The sequence below is a fragment of the Streptococcus sp. Marseille-Q8145 genome, from assembly GCF_965112035.1.
The window spans coordinates 404,424-426,462 of record NZ_CBCOPQ010000001.1; the positions used below are offsets into that span (position 1 = coordinate 404,424).

27 protein-coding genes and 1 pseudogene are annotated in these 22,039 nt (G+C 39.8%); 1 reads left to right on the forward strand and 27 read right to left on the reverse strand.

Going from position 1 to position 22,039, the window contains the following annotated elements; genetic code table 11:
* The first annotated feature begins 3 nt into the window (after positions 1–3).
* Entirely contained in the window at positions 4–474 is a 471-nt protein-coding gene (locus ACWPVL_RS02025; protein WP_005590761.1) for an arginine repressor, read from the forward strand.
* A gap of 90 nt (positions 475–564) precedes the next feature.
* Here ACWPVL_RS02025 and ACWPVL_RS02030 read toward each other — a convergent pair whose 3' ends face one another.
* From ACWPVL_RS02030 to ACWPVL_RS02160, 27 genes and pseudogenes are all read right to left on the reverse strand, one after another.
* Positions 565–1,899, reverse strand: coding sequence for a dipeptidase (locus ACWPVL_RS02030; protein ID WP_288930527.1), 1,335 nt, complete (start codon positions 1,897–1,899; stop codon positions 565–567).
* Between the two features lie 20 nt (positions 1,900–1,919).
* Complete coding sequence (locus ACWPVL_RS02035; protein WP_045499182.1) at positions 1,920–3,434, reverse strand: YfcC family protein; 1,515 nt, start codon at positions 3,432–3,434, stop codon at positions 1,920–1,922.
* 212 nt (positions 3,435–3,646) lie between these two features.
* On the reverse strand, positions 3,647–4,594 hold the full coding sequence (arcC, locus tag ACWPVL_RS02040) for a carbamate kinase (protein WP_045499180.1): 948 nt from the start codon (positions 4,592–4,594) through the stop codon (positions 3,647–3,649).
* 163 nt (positions 4,595–4,757) lie between these two features.
* Entirely contained in the window at positions 4,758–5,774 is a 1,017-nt protein-coding gene (argF, locus tag ACWPVL_RS02045; protein WP_005590765.1) for an ornithine carbamoyltransferase, read from the reverse strand.
* Positions 5,775–5,831: 57 nt separating this feature from the next.
* Positions 5,832–7,061, reverse strand: coding sequence for an arginine deiminase (gene arcA / locus ACWPVL_RS02050; RefSeq protein ID WP_005590767.1), 1,230 nt, complete (start codon positions 7,059–7,061; stop codon positions 5,832–5,834).
* A gap of 304 nt (positions 7,062–7,365) precedes the next feature.
* Entirely contained in the window at positions 7,366–8,052 is a 687-nt protein-coding gene (locus tag ACWPVL_RS02055; protein ID WP_454386487.1) for a Crp/Fnr family transcriptional regulator, read from the reverse strand.
* Positions 8,053–8,096: 44 nt separating this feature from the next.
* A complete protein-coding gene (locus ACWPVL_RS02060) occupies positions 8,097–8,594 on the reverse strand; it encodes a DUF1648 domain-containing protein (protein ID WP_454386489.1) in 498 nt (165 codons plus the stop codon).
* Positions 8,581–8,862, reverse strand: a complete 282-nt coding sequence (locus tag ACWPVL_RS02065) for an autorepressor SdpR family transcription factor (protein WP_002896078.1) — start codon at positions 8,860–8,862, stop codon at positions 8,581–8,583. The genes ACWPVL_RS02060 and ACWPVL_RS02065 overlap by 14 nt, the downstream gene beginning before the upstream one ends.
* On the reverse strand, positions 8,840–9,628 hold the full coding sequence (locus ACWPVL_RS02070; RefSeq protein ID WP_454386492.1) for a YhfC family intramembrane metalloprotease: 789 nt from the start codon (positions 9,626–9,628) through the stop codon (positions 8,840–8,842). The genes ACWPVL_RS02065 and ACWPVL_RS02070 overlap by 23 nt, the downstream gene beginning before the upstream one ends.
* A 179-nt stretch (positions 9,629–9,807) precedes the next feature.
* Positions 9,808–10,227, reverse strand: a pseudogene (locus ACWPVL_RS02075) (serine hydrolase); the annotation flags it as partial.
* A gap of 7 nt (positions 10,228–10,234) precedes the next feature.
* Positions 10,235–10,534, reverse strand: coding sequence for a hypothetical protein (locus tag ACWPVL_RS02080; protein ID WP_125370688.1), 300 nt, complete (start codon positions 10,532–10,534; stop codon positions 10,235–10,237).
* On the reverse strand, positions 10,531–10,899 hold the full coding sequence (locus ACWPVL_RS02085; protein ID WP_454386494.1) for a hypothetical protein: 369 nt from the start codon (positions 10,897–10,899) through the stop codon (positions 10,531–10,533). Before ACWPVL_RS02085 ends, ACWPVL_RS02080 begins: the two co-directional genes overlap by 4 nt.
* A complete protein-coding gene (locus tag ACWPVL_RS02090) occupies positions 10,881–11,522 on the reverse strand; it encodes a hypothetical protein (RefSeq protein WP_454386496.1) in 642 nt (213 codons plus the stop codon). Before ACWPVL_RS02090 ends, ACWPVL_RS02085 begins: the two co-directional genes overlap by 19 nt.
* Entirely contained in the window at positions 11,510–12,130 is a 621-nt protein-coding gene (locus tag ACWPVL_RS02095) for a hypothetical protein (protein WP_454386498.1), read from the reverse strand. Before ACWPVL_RS02095 ends, ACWPVL_RS02090 begins: the two co-directional genes overlap by 13 nt.
* Positions 12,127–12,543: a hypothetical protein gene (locus ACWPVL_RS02100; RefSeq protein WP_454386500.1), complete on the reverse strand. Its 417-nt coding sequence runs from the start codon at positions 12,541–12,543 to the stop codon at positions 12,127–12,129. Before ACWPVL_RS02100 ends, ACWPVL_RS02095 begins: the two co-directional genes overlap by 4 nt.
* A 61-nt stretch (positions 12,544–12,604) precedes the next feature.
* Positions 12,605–12,940 carry a hypothetical protein gene (locus ACWPVL_RS02105; RefSeq protein ID WP_454386502.1) on the reverse strand — a complete coding sequence of 112 codons (336 nt, stop codon included), beginning with the start codon at positions 12,938–12,940 and terminating at the stop codon, positions 12,605–12,607.
* The gene (locus tag ACWPVL_RS02110; protein WP_454386504.1) at positions 12,937–13,353 is read right to left on the reverse strand and encodes a hypothetical protein; all 417 of its coding nucleotides are present in this window, start codon (positions 13,351–13,353) and stop codon (positions 12,937–12,939) included. The genes ACWPVL_RS02105 and ACWPVL_RS02110 overlap by 4 nt, the downstream gene beginning before the upstream one ends.
* A gap of 61 nt (positions 13,354–13,414) precedes the next feature.
* Entirely contained in the window at positions 13,415–13,750 is a 336-nt protein-coding gene (locus tag ACWPVL_RS02115; RefSeq protein WP_125370695.1) for a hypothetical protein, read from the reverse strand.
* Positions 13,747–14,163: a hypothetical protein gene (locus ACWPVL_RS02120; protein WP_125370696.1), complete on the reverse strand. Its 417-nt coding sequence runs from the start codon at positions 14,161–14,163 to the stop codon at positions 13,747–13,749. Before ACWPVL_RS02120 ends, ACWPVL_RS02115 begins: the two co-directional genes overlap by 4 nt.
* 52 nt (positions 14,164–14,215) lie before the next feature.
* Complete coding sequence (locus tag ACWPVL_RS02125) at positions 14,216–15,268, reverse strand: serine hydrolase (protein ID WP_454386506.1); 1,053 nt, start codon at positions 15,266–15,268, stop codon at positions 14,216–14,218.
* Positions 15,269–15,380: 112 nt separating this feature from the next.
* Positions 15,381–15,986 (reverse strand): superoxide dismutase SodA, encoded by a 606-nt coding sequence (gene sodA / locus ACWPVL_RS02130; RefSeq protein ID WP_454386508.1) that lies wholly within the window; start codon positions 15,984–15,986, stop codon positions 15,381–15,383.
* A gap of 91 nt (positions 15,987–16,077) precedes the next feature.
* Positions 16,078–17,115 (reverse strand): DNA polymerase III subunit delta, encoded by a 1,038-nt coding sequence (gene holA, locus ACWPVL_RS02135; RefSeq protein ID WP_454386510.1) that lies wholly within the window; start codon positions 17,113–17,115, stop codon positions 16,078–16,080.
* 99 nt (positions 17,116–17,214) lie between these two features.
* Complete coding sequence (locus tag ACWPVL_RS02140) at positions 17,215–17,397, reverse strand: XRE family transcriptional regulator (RefSeq protein WP_454386512.1); 183 nt, start codon at positions 17,395–17,397, stop codon at positions 17,215–17,217.
* Positions 17,342–18,154, reverse strand: a complete 813-nt coding sequence (locus tag ACWPVL_RS02145; protein ID WP_454386514.1) for a hypothetical protein — start codon at positions 18,152–18,154, stop codon at positions 17,342–17,344. The genes ACWPVL_RS02140 and ACWPVL_RS02145 overlap by 56 nt, the downstream gene beginning before the upstream one ends.
* A 30-nt stretch (positions 18,155–18,184) precedes the next feature.
* Entirely contained in the window at positions 18,185–19,714 is a 1,530-nt protein-coding gene (gene gtfA, locus ACWPVL_RS02150; protein ID WP_454386516.1) for an accessory Sec system glycosyltransferase GtfA, read from the reverse strand.
* A 14-nt stretch (positions 19,715–19,728) separates the two neighbouring features.
* On the reverse strand, positions 19,729–20,577 hold the full coding sequence (locus ACWPVL_RS02155; protein ID WP_454386518.1) for a hypothetical protein: 849 nt from the start codon (positions 20,575–20,577) through the stop codon (positions 19,729–19,731).
* A 267-nt stretch (positions 20,578–20,844) separates the two neighbouring features.
* Positions 20,845–22,020, reverse strand: coding sequence for a family 1 glycosylhydrolase (locus ACWPVL_RS02160; RefSeq protein WP_125373624.1), 1,176 nt, complete (start codon positions 22,018–22,020; stop codon positions 20,845–20,847).
* Between the last annotated feature and the right edge of the window lie 19 nt (positions 22,021–22,039).

Sequence of the window (22,039 nt, forward strand, 5' to 3'; positions counted from 1 at the left end):
TCTATGAATAAAATCGAAAGTAGGCATCGCCTCATTCGCTCCCTCATCATGGAAAAAAGAGTCCATACCCAGCAGGAACTCCAAGAACTACTGGAAGCAAACGGCGTCATTGTCACCCAGTCTACTCTCTCTCGTGACATGAAAACTCTCAATCTAGTCAAGGTGACCGAAAACGACAAATCCTATTATGTCATTAACAGTATCGCCCCTTCTCGTTGGGAGAAAAGACTACGCTTCTATATGGAAGATGCCCTCGTCATGCTACGCCCCGTTCAGCATCAAGTCGTCATGAAAACCTTACCCGGACTAGCCCAATCTTTTGGTGCTATTTTAGACGCTCTGGAATTACCCCAGATTGTTGCTACAGTCTGCGGAGACGATGTCTGCCTGATCATCTGCGAAGATAATCAAGCTGCTATCGAATGCTTTGATAAACTCAAAGAATTTGCCCCCCCATTTTTCTTTAGTAAATAACAAAAGAGTTGGAAAATCCAACTCTTTTTCGTGTTGATTCACAGTTTTTACTTGGAAAAATTCGCAACACTGATATCTATCCTAGCAATTTTACTCTCCTGCCAAGCGGTAAATAGTCTCAGCATAGATATCCATTGCACGATAGAGATCTTCCAAAAACGCTCGTTCATTGGCCTGATGTTCCGTTTGCTCTACACCTGGGAAAAGAGCACCAAAGGCCACACAATTTGGCATCGTCCGAGCAAAGGTTGCCCCACCAGAGGACATAGCTGGACTAGTATCGCCAGTCTTTTCTTGATAGATAGTCATCAGCGTGCTGACTAGTTCACTATCTTTAGGTACATAAAGCGGAGCCAGATAGTCAAACTCTTCATAGTCCAGTTGGTAGCGCCCAGCAATCTCTGCTAGTTTTGCCACTAGCTGATCTTTATCCGCCAAGACAGGAATCCGAATATCAATACGGATTTCAGACTTTTCTGAGTTCAGTGTCAGACCTGCAATGTTAAAGGAGAGTCTGCCAGACGGTTCATCCGAAATGTCACCAAATAAACGGCAACCAGTCGCATCTTCTCCCACCGCTTCTGCAATAAAGGCCAGAGCAGGATGAGCTTGTAAAGGCTGCAAAACTGTCGCCAGCCGAACAATAGCATTGATACCTTCAGCTGCATCCTTGGCATGCTTAGGTAGGCCGAGAACAGTGACTTGTTGGTCATTTTGTTCGTAGTCAAAATAAGCTGCCTGCAAACCTGCCACGACCGGCTCCAAAAGTTCTCCTTGATAGCTGGCCTTGCCAGGCACGACATTAAAGGCTGCTCCTGCTTCTAAATCTAGCTGATCTGAGCCAGGACCATGCAGCTTGACCTGTAAGAGGCCTTTCTCAGCATAGGTCAGAGGGAAGGAAGAATCTGGTGCAAAGCCAAGCGTTGCTGTTTCTTCTAGTTCATTGTACCGCCCCATACAGCGCCAAAGTGTCTCTTCGTCCGTACCAAAGATAAACCGAACCCGCTTTTTAAATTTTACTCCGCTATCTAGCAGAGCCTTGACCGCGTAAAGAGCAGCCATTGATGGCCCCTTATCATCTTGGACACCACGTCCGAAGATCCAGCCGTCTTTGATAGTTACCTCAAATGGCGGGGTCTGCCAATCCGCTTCATCACCTGATGGAACAACATCCAAATGACAGAGAACGGCCAGGAGCTCTGCTCCCTGACCGATTTCTGCATATCCGTAATAACCTTTAGGGTCAAGATAGGTAGTGAAACCTAAACTTCGACAAATCTCTAAAGTTTTTTCTAGGACATCTTGAATTGCTTGTCCAAAAGGTGTTTCACTTTCTCCTTCATTGAGTACTGAAGGATAGGAAATCAAGGTTTTTAATGATGTAAGAAACTCATCTTTAACTTGATTTGTGATATATGTTTTCATGGACTCACCTCACTCACTCTTTATAGGAATGGAATGAATGTTCCAAGGAGAAGGAGAGCAATGGTCACTACAATGATAGCAACTACAAGTTTGCCCATGAATTTCCACCAAGTACCAATGTTGATACGTCCAAGCGCAAGAGCTCCCATCACAATACCAGATGTTGGTGCGATCAAGTTCAAGACACCTGAAGCAGATTGGTAAGCAGTGATGATCAAGCTAGGACGCACATTGACAAATTCTCCGAGTGGAGCCATGATACCCATAGTCGCGCTGGCAAGACCAGATGAAGATGGGATCAAGAATGACATAGGCAGATAGAAGATATAAGTCAAAACGATAAAGACTTGTGAAGACAGACCGCTCAGACCTTCTTTACCCCAGTTGAGGATAGTATCTGTAATCATACCATCGTTCATGATAACTTGGATACCACGAGCAATTGCTACGATCAAGGCTACACTGAGCAAGTCAGCAGCACCATTCATGAAGGCAGAAATAATCTTGTCTTCTTTAAGACCATAAACAACACCAATAAGGATACCCATAAAGGCGAAGAGCATTGCTCCTTCTGGGAAGTACCAAGTACCCAAAGCAGCTGTAGATGAGCCAACAATCTTACCGATAACTGGAAGACCAGTCAACCAAGTATTTAAGTCTCCAAAGAGAGTAATACCTAAGTCACTCCATGGAATGAAGCTCAATACCATCAAGACAAAAGTAAGAACAAAGAGTACGAAGACATGTTTTTGTTTCTTAGTAAGAGTTGAGTTGACATTTTCTTCGTCTTCACCAACATTGAAGAATTTCATATCTTCATCACGTGTTGCATAAGTGAGAGACTTAGTTGGATCTTTTTGGATCTTATCAGCATACTTGTAAACGAACCAAGTGCTAAGACCAGTTAAAGCAAACCAGAAAATCAAACGAAGGATAATCCCTTCACCAAGACCTACACCTGCAGTTGATGAAGCAATACCTGTCGCAAATGGGTTCAAAGTAGATGCCAAACATCCAATCTGTGAACCGAGCAAGATAATGGCAACCCCAGTCAGGCTATCAAATCCAACAGCCATCATAACTGGCACAAGAAGAGGATAGAAGGCCATGGTTTCTTCACCCATACCATAAGTTGTACCACCGAGGGCGAACAAAGGCATGAGTACCAAAATCAACATTTTTTCGCGGCCCTTGTACTTCTTCACAATAGAAGCAATACCAGTGTCTAGCATACCAGTTTCATTGACAACACCAAGGAAACCACCAACCATGAGGATGAAGAAGGCTACATCGATCGCTGCACTTGTTTCTTTAATCAGCGAGCCTTCCTCTGGATGAGTACCTAGCATAGCCCGAATCGGTGCCATGAGAACATCCCAAATCCCTTGCGGATTTTGAGGTTGGGCTTTATAAACACCATCCACAAAGGCACCCGCAGGGATGATCCAAGTTAACACTGCCATAATAGCAATAATTATCAACAAGACGGTGTAAGATGAAGGCATCTTAAACCCTTTTTTAGCTTTTTCACTCATTTGTTTTTCCTCCTAATGTCTAACAAAGTGCAAAAAACCAACCACTTTCTTAAATAAATATTTAAGAAAAACGCTTTCTATTTATATTTATTTTACCACATTAAGGTCTAAAAAACTAGTATTTTTTGAAAATATCGCATTTATTTTCAAGAAATATTCCTAACTTGATATAAAGACGTTAGAAATACCATGTATTTTACTAGTAAAATAGCTTATTCTTTTTCGATAATTGTTCCACTTTCAGATTCGATCAAAGCGCCAAGATTTTCAAGGGAAGTAATAACTGCTTTTCCTTCTGGACGACCGTTGACAAAAGCGATAGCTGCTTCTACTTTTGGAAGCATGCTGCCAGGGGCAAATTGGTCTTGTTTGATATATTCTTCCAGCTGAGCAACATTCACATGTTCCAACTTTTCTTGGTCTGGTTTGTTGTAGTTGACAAAGACATAGTCTACACCAGTCAAGACGATAAAGAGGTCAGCTTCGACTAATTCTGCCAAGCGTTGAGAAGCAAAGTCCTTATCAATAACAGCTTCAACACCAGCCAAATGACCGTTGTCTTCCTTGATGACTGGAATTCCGCCACCACCAGCAGCAACGACCACTTGACCAGCATTCAAGAGGGTACGAATTGTTTCGATTTCCTTGATATCAACAGGTTTTGGTGAAGCAACAACCTTGCGCCAGCCACGGCCAGCATCCTCTTTGAAAGTAGCTCCGCTCTTTTCAGCTTCTGCTTTTGCTTCTTCTTCTGAATAGAAAGGACCGATTGGTTTGCTCAAGTTGACAAAAGCTGGGTCATTTTTATCGACAACAACTTGTGTCACAACTGAAGCAACATCTTTTTCGATGCCTTCATCCAAAAGAGCATTTTGCAAGGCATTTTGCAGCCAGAAACCGATGCTACCTTCTGTCATAGCAACAAGTGAATCGAGTGGGAAAGCAGGGTTCTTTTCAGAATCAGCCGCCAAGTGTTGGAGCAAAAGATTTCCAACTTGAGGACCATTACCGTGAGTGATGATCAAATCATCCCCATTTTTGATCAGTTTTACAAGGTGCTTAGCTGTTTCCACCAAAGCTTCTTGTTGAGCTTTTGCTGATGGATCAGAAGAAAGAATCGCATTTCCTCCCAAAGCCACTACTATTTTACGATTTGCCATAAATTCTCCTTTATCACATTCAATTGAATGCCTTTAGATTTCGGTTTAATATTTTTTCAAATTTTTATAAGAAATAACAGATTTCCATCATATAAAAGAGGACTGGACTAAAGCTATTAGTCGCAGCCCTCATAGCTGTTGGTAGACGGTTTCTTATGTAAGATTATACTTTTGGAATGTAAAGGTTGCCGAGTGTAGCAGCCATAACAGCTTTGATTGTGTGCATACGGTTTTCTGCTTGGTCAAAGTGGCGAGCGTATTTGCTGCGGAAGACTTCGTCTGTTACTTCCATTTCTTCTACGCCAAATTTTTCAGCGACATCTTTACCGTAAACAGTATTTGTATCGTGGAATGCTGGCAAGCAGTGCAAGAAGATCAAGTCTTCATTGTCAGCTTTCTTCACCAATTCCATGTTAACTTGGTAAGGTTTCAAAAGTGCAACGCGTTCTGCGAATTTATCTTCTTCACCCATAGATACCCAAACGTCTGTGTAAAGTACATCTGCACCTTTAACAGCTTCGTCTGCATCTTCCGTGATGAGGATGTGTGCGCCACTTTCTTTCGCAAAGCCTTCTGCCAATTCAACAATTTCTTTTTCTGGGAAGAGTTCTTTTGGTGAGAAGATGTGAACGTTAACGCCAAGGATAGCTCCTGTTACCAGCAAGCTGTTAGCAACGTTGTTACGTCCATCACCACAGTAAACCAATGTCAAGCCTTCCAAACGACCAAAGTTTTCTTGAACTGTCAAATAGTCAGCAAGCATTTGAGTTGGGTGCCATTCGTCAGTCAAACCATTCCATACTGGAACACCTGAGAATTCTGCCAATTCTTCTACCATGCGTTGGCTGAAGCCGCGGAATTCAATCCCGTCAAACATACGTCCCAATACTTTAGCAGTATCTTCTGTAGATTCTTTCTTACCAAGCTGAATATCATTAGCACCAAGGTATTCTGGATGTGCACCAAGGTCGATAGCTGCTGTAGTAAAGGCTGCACGCGTACGAGTAGATGTTTTTTCAAACAAGAGAGCGATATTCTTACCAGCAAGATAATGGTGTTGAATATTGCGTTTCTTCAAGTCTTTCAAGTGAGCTGAAAGTCCGATTAGGTATTCTAATTCTGCACGAGTAAAGTCTTTTTCTGCAAGGAAGCTACGTCCTTGGAATACTGAATGTGTCATTCTGTTATTTCCTCTTTCTAATTATTAAATTTCTATTGATAAATTGTCGAACACGAATTAAACTTCTTCACGTTCAAATGGCATAGACATACAACGAGGTCCACCACGGCCCCGAACCAATTCACTTCCGCGAATCTTAATCAAGCGAAGCCCGTATTCTTCCAAAATCTTGTTGGTTACGGTATTGCGGTCATACACCACTACCACACCAGGAGCGATAGTCAAGGTGTTAGAACCGTCATTCCATTGTTCACGTCCAGCTGCTACGATATTGCCGCCACCGCAACGAATCAAATGAACTTTTTCTACGCCAAGGTTTTGAGCCAGAAGTTCAGCCAAGTCACCTTTTTCTTCAACGATCTTCAGTTTTTCGTTTTCATAAGTAACGGAGTAAACGCGAAGGTCGCCTTCGATTTCTGGGTGAATGGTGAACTTATCATAGTCGACCATAGTGAAGACAGTATCCAAGTGCATGAATTTACGGTTGTTAGCAAATTCAAATGCTAATACTTTCTTGAAGCCAACATTCTTCTTGAAGATGTTCACCAAAAGTTTTTCGATAGATGCTGCGTCTGTACGTTGAGAAATACCAACTGCCAGTACATCTTTAGAAAGAACTAGCTCATCGCCACCTTCGATACGAGTATCTTCTTCACGGTTGTAAACCAATTCCACTTTTCCAGCGTATTCTGGGTGATATTTGAAGATGTATTTACCGTAAAGTGTTTCACGGTTACGAGTATCTGCAAACATGTGGTTGAGCGATACAGCATTACCAATTGTAGCAAATGGGTCGCGTGTGAAGTAAAGGTTTGGCATTGGATCAATCGCAAATGGATAATCTGATTCTACCAAGTCAGTCAGACCTTTCGCTTCATCAGGGATTTCTGGCAATTCAGCTTTTTGAACCCCTGCCATTGTTTTTTCAACCAATTCTTGGTTGTCCTTGATACCATGCAGCAATTCACGAATAGCTTTCTTCGTTTCGCGTCCACGAATATTTGCTTCTTCCAAATATTCTTCGATGAACTGTTCACGAATTTCTGGAGAAATCAAGGATTCAGCAGCCAATTTTTCGAGATAAAGAACTTCAATTCCTTCATCACGAAGAGCTTGAGCGAATGCATCGTGTTCTTTTTGAGCATCTTCCAAGAAAGGAATGTCATCAAAAAGAAGACGTTCTAGGTAGTCCGGTAGCAAGTTTTCCAGCTCTTTGCCCGGACGGTGCAACATAACTTTTTTCAGTTTTCCAATTTCTGAGAAAACATGAATTGGATGTGTAGACATCTATTGTCCTCCTTTTCGTTGAGGTTTGGTTTCCCAATCCCTTTTATGCTATTATTCTATCATGGATTGGAAAGGCTTACACCTAAAATCTTACATTACAAATGCCAAATTCTTTGCATTTTTTATAAAACATCATGATATTTATTTATTTTAAAGCGTTTTCTTTGCATATTTTGGTTGTTCTATTATTTTTAGGAATATATATTTTTTTGTAAAAAATATATGTTCAATTAATATTAGAATATGATCAGAAAAAGCTTTTAAATGTGTAAAAATGTTTGAAAAAAGCCAATCAAATGATTGATTAGCTTCCTTCAAAATATCTCATAAAGTAATCCTTATTCTTAAATGTCAATTTTTTATGCTCGTAGTCAATCACTCCTTCTTCTCTTAGTTTTTTTAGAACCTGATTGACTGTTTCACGTGTAGTGGCTCCTAACTTGGCCAACTCTTTCATACTCATTGGAAAAGGGAGCGTGTTCTGTTCTTTGCACAAATCCATGCATAAAATAGATAGAGACTGGGTCACGCGATCCGTAGCACTGGCTGAGACGACATTCCGTAAGCGCAATTCCTGAAATTCTAAAATCTGCGATAAACGCTTGGTGATAAACAACAGCTGATCAACATTCTTTTTTGAATAGTCTTCAAACAAATCCATCGGAATGCTGAAATACTCGACATTGGTGACCGCGCTAGCCGTATAATGATAACGCTCATCGAAAAACATACCTCCATATGGAAACACACTATTCATTTTAATATAATCCATATAAGAAAAAGTATCGGTTGAATCATACTGTTCGATACGAACATAGCCTCGATGCAGGAGGAAAAGGCGATCTCTACGGTCCCCTGAAAAGAAGATAATCTGTCCCTTGGGAATCTTGCGGAATTGAATCTCAATAGCAATTTTATCAAAAATTTCCACAGGAAAATGTGCAAATGCTGGATGCTGTCTAATAATCTGATAATGTTCCTTATTGATCATAATAACCCTTCTTACTTGCTATTAGTATTATAGCATAAATCCGCTTACAGGCAGAAAACAGCCATTATAAAAATAAGAAAGCCTAGCAAAACTAAAAGATGTGCCCACTTTCTATTCATGGGTTTTCTATCCGCCTGGACTCTTTTCGGCAGATAATTTCCCATAATTATAAAAACCACACCAACGATCACAGTTGCTATTTTACGGATATCAAAGTCCTCGTCTAAGCCCCCATAGATAGTCGCCATATAGAGTAAGACAAAGCTAAAGGGAAAGATCCAGCGAATAAGGTGTTTAAAAGTGGGATTTAAGATATCTTTAGCAACAGTAGACCAATAAATCATAACTTCTAGCAGCATCATGACAATTGGAAAAGCAGAGATTAACAGAAACTTAGGTAAAAAGCTGTCTCCTTCCCCAGATAAGTCAAAGTGAATCGCTAGGCTATCTGGTAATTCTTGATAGACCCAGATGGCATAGAAAACTGGCAAGAGCATGACGCCAAGTGCCCATCCTAATTCTTGTAAACTATTTTTTTTCATTTTCGTTTCCTCCTCCAAGAGATTGAAACCAGACAAGAATTTCTTCAAAAACGGTGACATCTAAGCTGTAATAAATAAAGTTCTTCTGCTTTTCTTCTATGAGTAGACCGGCTTTCTTTAGCTGAGAGAGGTGGTAGGATACCGTCGCAGGCGTCAGCTCAAAAGCTTGGGCAATTTCCCCTGCAGACTTCGGACCATGCTTGAGCATTTCCAGAATCCCCCTTCGAACTGGGTCAGCTAGAGCTTTAAGCGTTTGACTGATCCCCATGATTAGACCTTTCTTTCAGGTAAATTTTCAAGATTTTCTTGGTCAGAAAGACTAGTGCCACTACTTCTACCAAGAGCAAAGCTTCAACTGCAAGTGGCGGAAGAAAGCCTACCTGAGCCAGAGCAGGCGCTAAGTCAATCAGGGCGTGAAGTCCTAGAGCGGCTAAAAAATACACTGGAACCTTCTCCTTGACCGCCTTCCAAACCCAGAAGGTCAGCAAGATTTGGATAAGAATAGCCAAGATCCGCTCAAGAGCCAAAAGATAGATGCTGCCAGCACTCATGGAACGGACATTGTCAATAACTGCTTGAGGAATTTGAGCCAGCATCTGAGCATTCCCCTGAGTCACTACTTGAGCTATAACCCAAAGGTTTAAGAGACTGACAATACCAACAAACAAAGCCTCAATACCACCATGCCCCAAGCCATAGGCCACACCATCCCCAAAGGTCAGTGGACGCTTCTTTTGCAGCCAGTAAAAGATGACCCAGCGACCTGTTTCTTCAAAAATAGCTGCCGCAGCAACAGTATAAAGAACGTATAGCCAAGGATTTTCCATCCGCAAAGCAATAGTCCCATCAGCCTGAGGCTGTAAAACGATACGATGCAAGATATTTTCCAGAACCTGACTAGACAGATAAAATCCAACTCCCCCTAAAAGGAAAACTAGCAGAGAAATATGCTTGGTCTTTTTAAAATAAACCAAAGGAACAAGGACTGCCCCTAAAATCAGCAGCATAGCAATCAAGATATGAATGGAAATCATCGTTTTTTCTCCTGAACTGTTTAGATTTTTTTCTAAATAAATTATACATTTTCCCTTTCTTTATGTCAAATCTATTTCGAATTTTTTCTAAACAACGTTCAATCTAAAAATCATCAAGCTCTACTGCTATAAAAAAACAAAAATACGCCCAGATTTTCATCTAAGGCGTATTTATTAGATTAATTCATGTTGACCCGGTGCCACTCATTGATGATATAGGCAATTTGACCGACCTGATCAATACCAACTCCGCTAGTCTCCTCACTGGCTTCTGTGCTGCCACCTAGATAGGCTGTATAAAGTGCCACAATATAGGGCTTCTCCTCCATGACAATAGCATCAACATTAAGAGCCTCTCTAACATATCCAGGCTTTTGGTAAATTGTCAAATCGTATAAATAACGTTTGTAATATTCACCAGAGAAGGAAAGACCGATAAAATAAAGAATGTCCTTGTATTTTTCTTGATTATTCCACAGATACTCTAGAACTTGAATATAATAGTCCGTTGTTGTTTTATTATTCTCCCGGCTGATCGTCTTAATATCAGCCTTGGACTGACCGTAGCGACTGAACATATCATAGGCCTTTTCCATCCCGTCAGCTTTAATCTCTAAAACACTCCAATTTCTTGGTTGTTCTAGTAACCTTATCTTTAACTGCCTGCGACCACTTTCCTTGCATATTGGAATCCATATCAGAAAGTACCAAAGCTATATCTGAACGAACTTCTTCAGAGAAAGATTTTATCTTTTGCTGGAGTAATTGGCGATTCTGAGTTTGTCTTACAATACCAGCCTGCCCTATGAATCCAACATTCCACTTTTGTAGCATTTTTTCATATTGAAGAAAAGAATCATCGTATCCTCTCGTTGAATGATCTAATAAATCTGTTGTAACAATCATTGATTTCTCCTTTGCAAATGGTGCATTTGTTCTTCATTATCGTCCAAATTTCGTTGATATTGACGCTTATGTTCTGAAAATTCTTCCATTAAATCTGATCGCTTTTGATTGATAAACCATTGAACCTGCTCACTACTTTCTTGATATTCCTGATAAACCTGCCTTAATAAAATAGAATCTGGTTCAAAAACATTCAAAGCAAGGCGAAGCTGATTCATGTTTTCTTCAAACATATTACGATAAAGATAATCCGCTCTTTCTAAGTCTTCTTCTCGTCTATCATAATCCTGCTTATATTCCTTGAAATCTTCTTCGATCTTTGCACGTTGATTCCGCAAGTTGCCCATTATCTCATCAAATCCCATTGTTTAAAATTCCTTGCCAATTCTTGATCCTGATCCAACTGTTTTTGAATACCAGAACGCATTTTCTGAGCAATGCCTTCAAATTCTCGCTTAAGCTCATAGGCTAACGCCTTCTTTTCGCGGTAACGCTGAAAATCCGACACGCTAATGCTTTCTCTTGTCACACCAACATCTGACAGAGCAGAGTAAATTTCAGATTCACTCAATTTGGGACCCGCAGTATAAGCCTGGCGGACAATTAGATTCCAGAGATCTTCGGCTTCTTGAATGGCATCATCATACAGACTAATCAGCAAGTCCAATCCTTTTGTTGCAATATTTTCAATGGCCGAAGCAGTAACTAAGGCCTGCTCACTGTCTAAGTAGATTTTTTCCCCTTTCGAAAGACCATCTGCTTTTAGACGATCTCGCAATCCGACCAATGAAGCCAATTCCGTGTCCAAAGACTGCAGACTGTTTTTAGCCGTCTCCAAGTAATTGAAACGCATGGCAGTGATAACCACCCTGCCATGCTCATCAATCACTTGTCCTTGTTCATTAAACTGCCAATCAAAAATCTTATGGCTAGAACCATAAACCCAATAGATGGTGCCAAAGCCATCTCCACCCTTTACTCCTTCCAAGTTTCCATCTTGATATTGAACGACATCATCTTGAGCATGACGATAATTTTTAAATAGATGAGTATTTCTCTTAAGAAATTTTCTTCATCTTTACTCAAGGTATCATAACTAAACCAGCCATTAAAGACAGTTGTTGGAATATGATATTTTGCGCCTAGCTTTATCATATAAGCACCTTGTGAATAGCCAGTCAGTTGTGTTACATGATAGTTTTTTCTAACTTCCTGAAGAAATTCATCTGCAACCGCTAATTGTGGTGAGCTCAACTCAGGATTGATACTGGTAATTGCACCTTTCAAATCATTAAAATCAGTAGGAGTGGTTCCCGCAGCAACTACAGCCACACTATTCGTATCTACCCGGCCATTAACAATCGGCGCAACGGCCATACCCTGAAAACCAGTTGCAGGGTCATTTTTGACGGAGACAACACGGAAATCTTGATTTCCTATAGCTATTGTATTTTTCTCATCATCAGCCAACTCATTATCCTTCTTAGAAGTTATAATTTCATGCCCATTGGTCTTAGCTAAATTCGGATCAACGCTATAAACATTTTTTTCTTGATTAAATTCATTTAATTCTTTATCAGAATAATTATATATCATTTCAAAATCATCTCCTCTTTTACTGAATAGATTACTTTAATTTCACCTTCTGTATGACCAACTCTAGATCGCAAATTGGCCATATTTTCATTGTAAGTAGGTCCCCCAAATGAAGCATCATGATTACTAACATCATCTAAATGATGAGCCGCCCCATATTTTAATTTTGTTCCATCAGCAAAGGTCAACTGAACATGAACATACCATCCACCAGGCTTATCAGAATAACTTGGATCACTAAATTGAATCTCTTTAATATCTTTATAGCTATTTTTTAATGCTTTCGCTAAACTCGTCTCATATTCACGATTGCGTTTTAGTTCTGTTTGATAATTAAAATAGCTAACCGCACCAAAAATCAAGAAACCAGTCAACAACACGCCTAAAACACTCATAAGAATTCGCTTCTTCATCACAGCTACCTTTCATTTTTACTTTAAACAAAAAATAAATTCTACATTCATTTTACCATACTTACTTTTTCCTTAAAATAAAAATTAAATCATTCACATCCGTTGGCATCGTACCTGCAACTACAGCCACACTATTCGTATCTACCCGGCCATTAACAATCGGAGCAACTGCCATACCCTGAAAACCAGTTGCAGGGTCATTTTTGACAGAAAGAATCTTAAATCTTTGACCATCAGACGTTCTATATATGTTTGTTTCTCCTGCTTTTATCTGATCATCGGATTTATCAGTTATAATATCATGCTCTTTACTTTGTGCTAAATTTGGATCAACACTATAAACAGCCTCTTCTTGATTCAGTCCATTTAATTGTTCATCTGTATAAGTATATATCATTTTATTTCCCCTTTAGAACCATCTGAGAACTCAATTAAAATTTTATAACTAGTAATTCCTTTTTGAGAATCTAAATAGTTCCACTTTTTCTCGGCTTCTTTACCACCAATTGAACCACCATAATTTGTTTTCAAATGCAAAGCATGGATTGTGCTATATTCAACCTCTTCTCCGTCATTAAAATTTAATTTCACACGAACATACCAGCCACCAGGCTTTTCAGAATAACTTGGATCACTAAACTGAATCTCTTTAATATCTTTATAGCTATTTTTCAGCGCTTTCGCCAGGCTCGTCTCATATTCATGATTTCGCTTTAGCTCTGTTTGATGATTACAATAGCTAACCACACCAAAAATCAAGAAACCAGACAACAACACACCTAAAACACTCATAAGAATTCGCTTCTTCATCGTAGCCACCTCTCATTTTCACTTTAAGCAAAAAATAAATTATATATTTATTTTGCCATATTTACTTTTCCCTTAAAACAAAAATAAAATCATTCACATCCGTTGGCGTCGTACCTGGAGCTACCACTGCTACACTGTTTGTATCTACCTGACCATTGACAATCGGCGCAACAGCCATACCCTGAAAGCCAGTTGCACGGTCATTTTTGACAGAGACAACACGGAAATATTGATTTCCTATAGTTATTCGATTTGATTCTCCACCTTGGAGCATTTCACTTGGTTTATCTGTTATAACATCACGCCCTTTATTTCTGGCTAATTTCGGATCAACACTATAAACAGTTTCTTCCTGATTAAAAAGATTTAATTCCTTATCAGTATATTCATATGTCATTTTAAAATTACCTCTGTTTTCATTGAATACATTACCTTAATTTGATTCTCTGTATAACCAACTCTTGATTTTAATTTATCACTCTCTTCATCTAAAGTTGGACCAGAAAAAATTGAATCATGATTAACAGTATCACCAAGATGGTGTCCTGTTCTATACATCAACCTTACTCCATCTCTAAAGGTCAGCTGAACTTTCACATACCATCCACCAGGCTTATCAGAATAACTTGGATCACTAAATTGAATCTCTTTAATATCTTTATAGCTATTTTTCAGCGCTTTCGCCAGGCTTGTCTCATATTCATGATTTCGCTTTAGCTCTGTTTGATGATTACAATAGCTAACCACACCAAAAATCAAGAAACCAGACAACAACACACCTAAAACACTCATAAGAATTCGCTTCTTCATTGCAACCACCTCTCATTTTTACTCAAATCAATTATTAAATAAATAACTTGTCTTAATTCATGTTGACTCGGTGCCACTCATTGATGATATAGGCAATTTGACCGACCTGATCAATACCAACTCCGCTGATCTCCTCACTGGCTTCTGTGCTACCACCTAGATAGGCTGTATAAAGTGCCACAATATAGGGCTTCTCCTCCATGACAATAGCATCAACATTGAGTGCCTCTCTAACATACCCAGGCTTTTGGTAAATTGTCAAATCGTATAAATAACGTTTGTAATATTCACCAGGAAAGGAAACACCGATAAAATAAAGAATATCCTTGTATTTTTCTTGGTTATTCCACAGATACTCTAGAACTTGAATATAATAATCCGTTGTTGTTTTGTTTTCTCTGCTGATCGTCTTGACTTTAGCTTTTGATCGGCCATACCTTCCAAACATGCTGTAGGCCTTATCCATACCGCCTAGTCGCTCTGCTAGCGCATAAGCGGGCGTATTTTCAGAGTAGACCAAGGAATACTCCTGCATATCAGGAATAGACATGGCACCATTGAAGGCCGCTACATAGTTATCGTGCTCTCCCTTGTATTCATAGCTGGTATTGGTAATATCAAACCGCTCTTCCAGCGATAATTTTCCTGCTGCTACCTCATCAACAACCAACATATTCAGGGGGAGTTTATAAGTAGAGCCTGCTGTCATAGGCTGGGTATCATTCATGGCATAAGTTTGCCCACTCGTCAGATCTTTATAAGAAAAAGCAATCTGAGAAGAGTCAATTCCCATGTCATCCATGTAAGCCTGAACAACTTGTGGCAAGGTCATATTCGCATAATCGTAAGATAAACCCAATGCTTCCATAGTCGGAAGGTCTTGCTCTATCACCTCTTGCTTCTCTTCCATCGTCTTACTAGTACGCGCAGTCGCCTCAGATTTTGTTTCTTCTCCTTCTGTAGACTGTGAAGAAGCGATTGATTGACCTGCCTCTGCTATCTTTTTATCAGCTTGCTGTGGTTCCACCAAAAGACCCAAATAACAAATAAATAAGAAAACACCACCGAACCAGCAAGCCAGTTTCTTTATGTCATTTTTAATCAAAGTTTTTCTCCTAATATTTTAGTATTATAAAAGATTCTCATTAAAATAACAAGTAGAAAGGTCAATTTAAGGGCATTTAAAAACGAATCATTGCGATCCGTTTTATAATCTATTATTTAGCTGCTGCGTAGAGCTCATCCACTTTATTCCAGTTGATCACTGAGAAGAAAGCCTTGATGTAGTCAGGACGCACGTTGCGGTATTTCACGTAGTAAGCATGTTCCCAAACGTCCAAGCCGAGGATTGGTGTCTTACCTTCTGAGATTGGTGTATCTTGGTTTGCTGTTGAAGTTACTTCAAGTTTCCCTTCTTTGTTGACAACCAACCATGCCCAACCTGAGCCGAAACGAGTTGTAGCTGCTGCAGTGAAGGCTGCTTGGAATTCTTCGAATGAACCAAATGTCGCATCGATCGCTGCTGCAAGTTCTGCTGAAGGAGCTGTCTTTTCAGGAGTCATCAATTCCCAGAAAAGAGCGTGGTTCAAGTGTCCACCACCGTTGTTGATCACTGCTTGGCGAATATCAGCTGGGATAGACTCAACATCTGCCAACAGTTTTTCTAAGTCTTCACCAATTTCAGTATGTTTTTCAAGCGCTGCATTTACGTTATTCACGTAAGTTTGATGGTGCTTGTCATGGTGAAGGTGCATTGTTTCCTCATCGATGTAAGGTTCCAAAGCGTCGTATGCATAAGGTAGATCTGGTAAAATAATTGCCATTTACTTGTCCTCATTTTCTTTATTATTATACAAATCATAACGCAAAAACGCACATTTTTCAACTATTTGGCTTATAAATTTTGCTAAGCTTTTAGAAGTTTCCTGTTGCGATTTTCAGCAAGGCAAGGTCGAAAAGGTAGTCCTTGTCATAAAGGCCAGACTTGATCTGGTAGTCCGTTTCAATCAAGCAGGTCAGGGTTCTTTTCAGAAAGTTGAGGCTAAGCCCACGCGCATCCTTAAGCGCAAACTTGACTTGGAAGGGATTCATCTTGCGGCCTAGATAGTCTGATAACTCCGCCACGATTTGGCTCTCAGATCGGCCATTATCCGCCAAAATCTTAACCTGAGTAAACATTCGAAACTGGCCTAACATGATGGCAATCAACTTGATTTCATCTTCACCCTGCAAGGTTAGATCGCGCACCAAACTCCGTGCGGCATCAATTTGTTTCTGTAAAATCAGCTGGGTCAAATCAAAAATATTGTCCTGCAAGGTTTTGGGAATGCCCTCAGCGATGTCTTCTAAACTGATTTGCCCCGACTCCTTATAAGACTTCAGAAAAGCCAAGTTTTTACTGATTTCACTAAAATGAAAGCCTGATTTGATCAGCAAGTGGTCAAAAGCCTTCGGAGCAAAGTCCAGACCTTCAAGCTGGGCCTGTTTGGCAAAATACTGGCGTAAGTCTGCTTCCTTAATCTCAGCCGCTTCAAAAATCTGTCCGTCTCGCTTTAGTAGCTTGACTAGTCGGCGTTTGCTGTCTAGCTTACCTTCCGCGAAAATGACCAATTTGGTCGTGCTACTAGGAGCTTCCAAATACTGCTCAAAGGACTTGAGCTCATCATCCGATAAATAGCGCTTTTTTGCTGTCGTTAGATCCGCAAAATGATCTAAAATAATAATCTTTTCATCCGCAAAAAAAGGCAGGCTGACTAAATCTAACTCCACATCTGCATAAGACGTTTCTTTCATGTCAAACAACGTGACATTCAAATCCGCTGGATCGTAGTGAATCTGCTTCAGAAACTCGTCTTTTAACAGCTCAAATTGTCCCAAGTCATCTCCCGTCAAAATCGTTAAGGTCGGCAGATGTTCGGGAGTGATTTTCTTAATTTTTTCAATTGCTAACACAGTGACACTCCCTTCTATTTTCTTGATTCTTAGTCATGTATAAATTGTAACAAAAAACAGCAGGAAAGTCTGCTGTTTTTCATCATTCTGATTAGAATATCAGGAGCTAAAAAAGTGTCCCAACTGCATGATGATTGTGACCAAAAGGGTGATAAGAAAAAGAATACCGCCTAACATTGCAATCATACTAAACTCTTGCTTCTCTCTTTTCAACGGTTTTCTACGATTATCTAGTTGCTCGTTGATATGTTCCTGCAGAATTCCCTTTTTCTTCTCTGGCATGATTGTCCTGAACAGCGATGCGGATATTGCGATGAGGCATTTTCATAGCTACTTTCATATTTCCAGGTAAGGCTTCTCCGATAGGCTCTTGCCAGAAAAGAACATCTTCTGCACGACCATTTTTAGGACGAAGAGCGTAGGCCACCAAGAAGGGGGTTGCTAGAGAATTATAAATAATACGATCTGTATCATATCCACGATATTGCAGATAAAAGACGACAAATTCTTGTTTAGATTTAAAAATATGACGCTTTCCTTCAAGTGTCAAGATGATATCACCAGTCAGATGATTTTCCATAATCACCACGACATTGTTCTGGTCAAAATAACGTGTATGGGTCGGACGTTGTGTCTGATCGTAGGTTATTTGTGCGAAAAGCCGTCCTTTGCGATTGTAGATATCTGCCGCTCGGACTTGCCCCTCTGTATCCAACCATTCGACAGCCCGCACACGTCTTTCATGTGTCGGTTGGCGATAGAAAATATTGGCACGCTTCTTGCCCATATCCAAGATTTCGCCATTTACATTGCTGGAGCGAATCTCCCATAGGTGCGGTTTGGGGACAAGATTAAAATATATCGGCCGACCTTCCGGTGTGTCCAAATCTCCTGTAAAATAACTGTAAGGAGACTCGACATCTGGTGAAAGATAGCCATCGTCTTGTACAACAACAACAGGACAATCAAGTCCTGTTGCTTTTAATGAACGTAACAAATCAAAACTTGCTTGATCATAGCGGTCAAACAAACAAATCATAGTGGTTATGCCTTTCTTTCTGAATCCTACTTAGTTGGTCTGAGCCGATCGAACCAGATCAGACCAGCGCTGGGCAATATGCTCATCAAGGTAAGGCTCAGCTATCTCGTAGGATACACGGGACAAATCTTCTTGAGAATGTTGAGTTAATAGCTGAACAATCTTTTTTGCGTACTCTGTTGTCATGGCATCTAGATCATCTGGACGAGCCTTGGGAATCAGGTAGCCATTTTCTCCATCGCGGATAAAGGTCGGATTGCCATAACGAACATCAAAGCCAATGATGGGCAGGCCAGAACCTACTGCTTCCAACAGAGTCAGACCAAAACCTTCACTTGTCGATGCTGCTAGATAAGCGGAATAATTTTTGTAAATATCCGCCATATGATGATGCCCCATCAGTCGAATATACTCTTCTGCCTGCAGATCCGCAATCAACTTCCGTAGCATAGCTTCCTCACCACCTGTACCGTAGATATCAAAGGTGATTTCCGGTAATTGCTCATGCGCCTTCACTACAGAGTGAATCAGCCAATCAATATGCTTTTCACTGGCTAAACGAGAAGCTGTCATCAAACCAAAAGGTTTCCGCTGACCTTCTGGTCGACGCAGTTGATCCAAGCTACCCACAGGAATAGTTAAAATATTCTTCGGCTTGATGTCGGTATATTGAGCAAACTGCTCCTTCAGCAGCTCTGTTTGAGCATCCGTCGAGTTGATGATGTAGTCCACTTCTTCCGCATACTCAAATTGATACTCGTAGTAATTATTCCATAAGATATACTCTTTTTCTGCGGGATTTTCACTGAAGTGGTCTGCGTGAACGATGACAGCTAGTTTAGCAGCCCCCTTATTGGCGAAGATTGGCTGGCCAATATCTGTCTCTCGGTCTAGAATCAGTAAATCCTTGTCTGTCAACTTCAAACTTCTCATGAAATGAGCAACAAACTCCTGCTTGGAGTAGAAGACCTGATCTGGAAAACGATAAACTTGCGTTTCTTGCTTACCGTCTACCTCATCGATAATCTCTTCGTAAGCCACACTACCGTCTTCATTGAGCCAAGTCCGTTGATAGAGACGAGCCCGACCATCTACAGGACTATAGTATTCAATAAAGTTTTTGGTATACGTATAATATTCTTTCTGAATGAGACAGCCGCGCGAAACAATCTCTGCCCGCTCAATCAGCTCATTATCCATATCGCAAGCATAGCACGTTACGAAATCATTATCTCCAAACAAGATCCGAAAGGTCTTGTTCTCAGGATTACGGACGATTTCTAGAGGTTCCCTATCAAAACTAGCTAAAACATGTGCCAGAGTGTAGGTCGTTGGAGCAATCTTAACATCTGTAAAATACTGATAGAGCCAAATGACCTCAGAGTCTTCAAAGCCGATATTCTTCGTCAAATGTTCAATATTATCGGCTGAAATAAAATCCATAAAGATGAATTTTGCCTCTAAGCCCACACTGCGAAGCAATTTTGCACGATAAATTTGTGCGTACTCAACCCCGCTGCTTGCCCAACCAATTCCTAGGTTGATGTTATAAATTGTCATAAACCATGTTCCTCTTACAAAAGATTATCTTTTTTAATTCTTGAAAGGCGTTTGATGATTTTTCCTTTCTTCTTTTTCTCTTTTTCTTTATCTTCGTCTTTAGACTTTTTGACAGGAGAAGTGAAGTAAGTAACGGGAACAGAGCTATCTGTACCTGTCTTAGCAAATGTTTGCTCAATATTTACAACTTCTTTTTGTGGAGCAGAGATTTCTACTGGGACTTCTTCCTCACCAAAAACATCTGATTCATTTACTTCTTCTTCGTGCGCTTCAAGAGAAGCTTCATCGAATAGACTTTCAGCTTCAACTTGCTCATTTGAAGCCTCGTCTTCTTCCAAAGGCGTATCAAACAAACGCGTAGCTTCATCTTCCTCTAAAGGAGTATCAAATATGCTTGCAAATTCGTCGTCTTCCGAAGCTTCCTCGATTAGACTTGCGATGTCAATTTGACCCTCTAAAGTTTCTTCGTCTAGAATCTGACCAATTTGACTAAGAAGCTCTTTGATTTTTTCCTTTTGCGCCTTATAGAGTTGTTCCGTTTCAAGACGTTTTTTCGTCAATTCATCGATTTCTTCAAGGATAGACGATCTTACTTGTAAGAAGTCTTTCTGAGCTTTCTCTAGAACCTCTTGAGCCTCTTTTTCTGCCTTTTCATGTGCTTCAATAATCAGCGATTTAGCATAAACAACGGCTTCACCGATTTCTCTTTCTTGGTTCTTTAAAGCATCCATTTTTTTATGTAAAGATTCAATTTTCTCATTCTTTTTACGAATTTCACTATCAAATCCTTCTTCTAACGATTCAATGTATTCTTCAACTTCCTTGGCACGATAGTTACCAAATAGGGTCTTTTTAAGTCTCATTCTGCTCCCTCTATTCTTCATTTATTCTAATTATATACTATCTTATCAATTGTAGCATAAAATGACGCTTATTACCATTGTTTTATAAGCCTCCGAGCAAAAAAATCCGGATACTACAGGAGCAAATAAAATTCTATCCACCTGCTAGTTCCATGGTTCTCTTAGTTTTGTAACCTAATTCTTTTATAAGCAAAAACACCTGAATAGATGACATATAATCCATTCAGGTATTTTCTTAAAAGGTAACTAGATGTAAACGCATCTATTTTAGAAATTGAGATCTACCCAGCTAAGAGGTGTATAGCCAAGAAGTTCAACGCCATCATATTCTACTGTTTTAACGATCTCTTGAATATTCGTTTTTAGCTCTTCTATTGATCGGCTGTCTGACTCATCTAATACTAGATCATCTTCCACAATAAATAGTGGCTTTTGATAGCGGTCATAAAGATTATTCATAGCTAGACGAAGACCTACAGGATCAATTGGATTCTTATTGGTGTTATTATAGCCATATTTATTGATAAAGACTTCTTGAGAATTACTAGATGCATGGTAACTAAAGCTAACAAAATCAACCTTTCCGACTCGTAAGTCAAAGAAGTCATCATTTTCAATATCCAAAGCAATCTGCTCACGTTCTAAACGGCGCAAGAAATGGTTTGGATAAGAACCACGAACTTGTACATCTGTAAAGACATAGTTTTCACGGTTCTTAACTTCTGCTTCCATCGCATCAATCGCACTATCTAGATTTTGACTATAGTTACGACTAACTACCAACATGCCACCAAATTGAAATTCTGGATTGATTGATTTTCCAAGCTTAACAGCACGTGCCGAAGCGACTAATTGATAATGAGCCGCTTGCCAGATTCGTTGGTTCCGATTTTCTCCCTCTTCAAAAGACAGACCACCACCAAGATATGGTAAATGGTGTAAAATATTAAATTCATTAAAAGTAATCCAATATCTTACCTTGTCTTTAAAATGTCTGAAAACAGCTTCTGTATAATGCTCATAAAGTTCAATCATCTTGCGGCTCTTCCACGCACCGTATTTTTCATACAGATGAAGAGGAAGATCGAAATGACTTAAAGTTACAATCGGTTCAATGTCCTTTTGCAACACTTGATCAATGATAGCTTCATAATATTTCAAACCTTCTTCACTTGGCTGCGCTTCTTCACCAGTTGGGAAAATTCGCGCCCAAGAGATAGAAATTCTATAAACATTGAAGCCCATCGATTGAATCATATTCAAATCACTAACATAATCCGGTTGACTCGCTAAAGTAAATTGCCCCAGAAGATCATAGGCACCTATTGGTACTTTTTTGTAGTTGATTTCCCCTGTCAGTACTCCTATACGTGGTTCACTAATTGGTAATACATCCGTCGTTCCCAAACCTTTATTGCTGTTGGGCATCGTATTTCTAATCATAATGACTCCTTTTGATTTT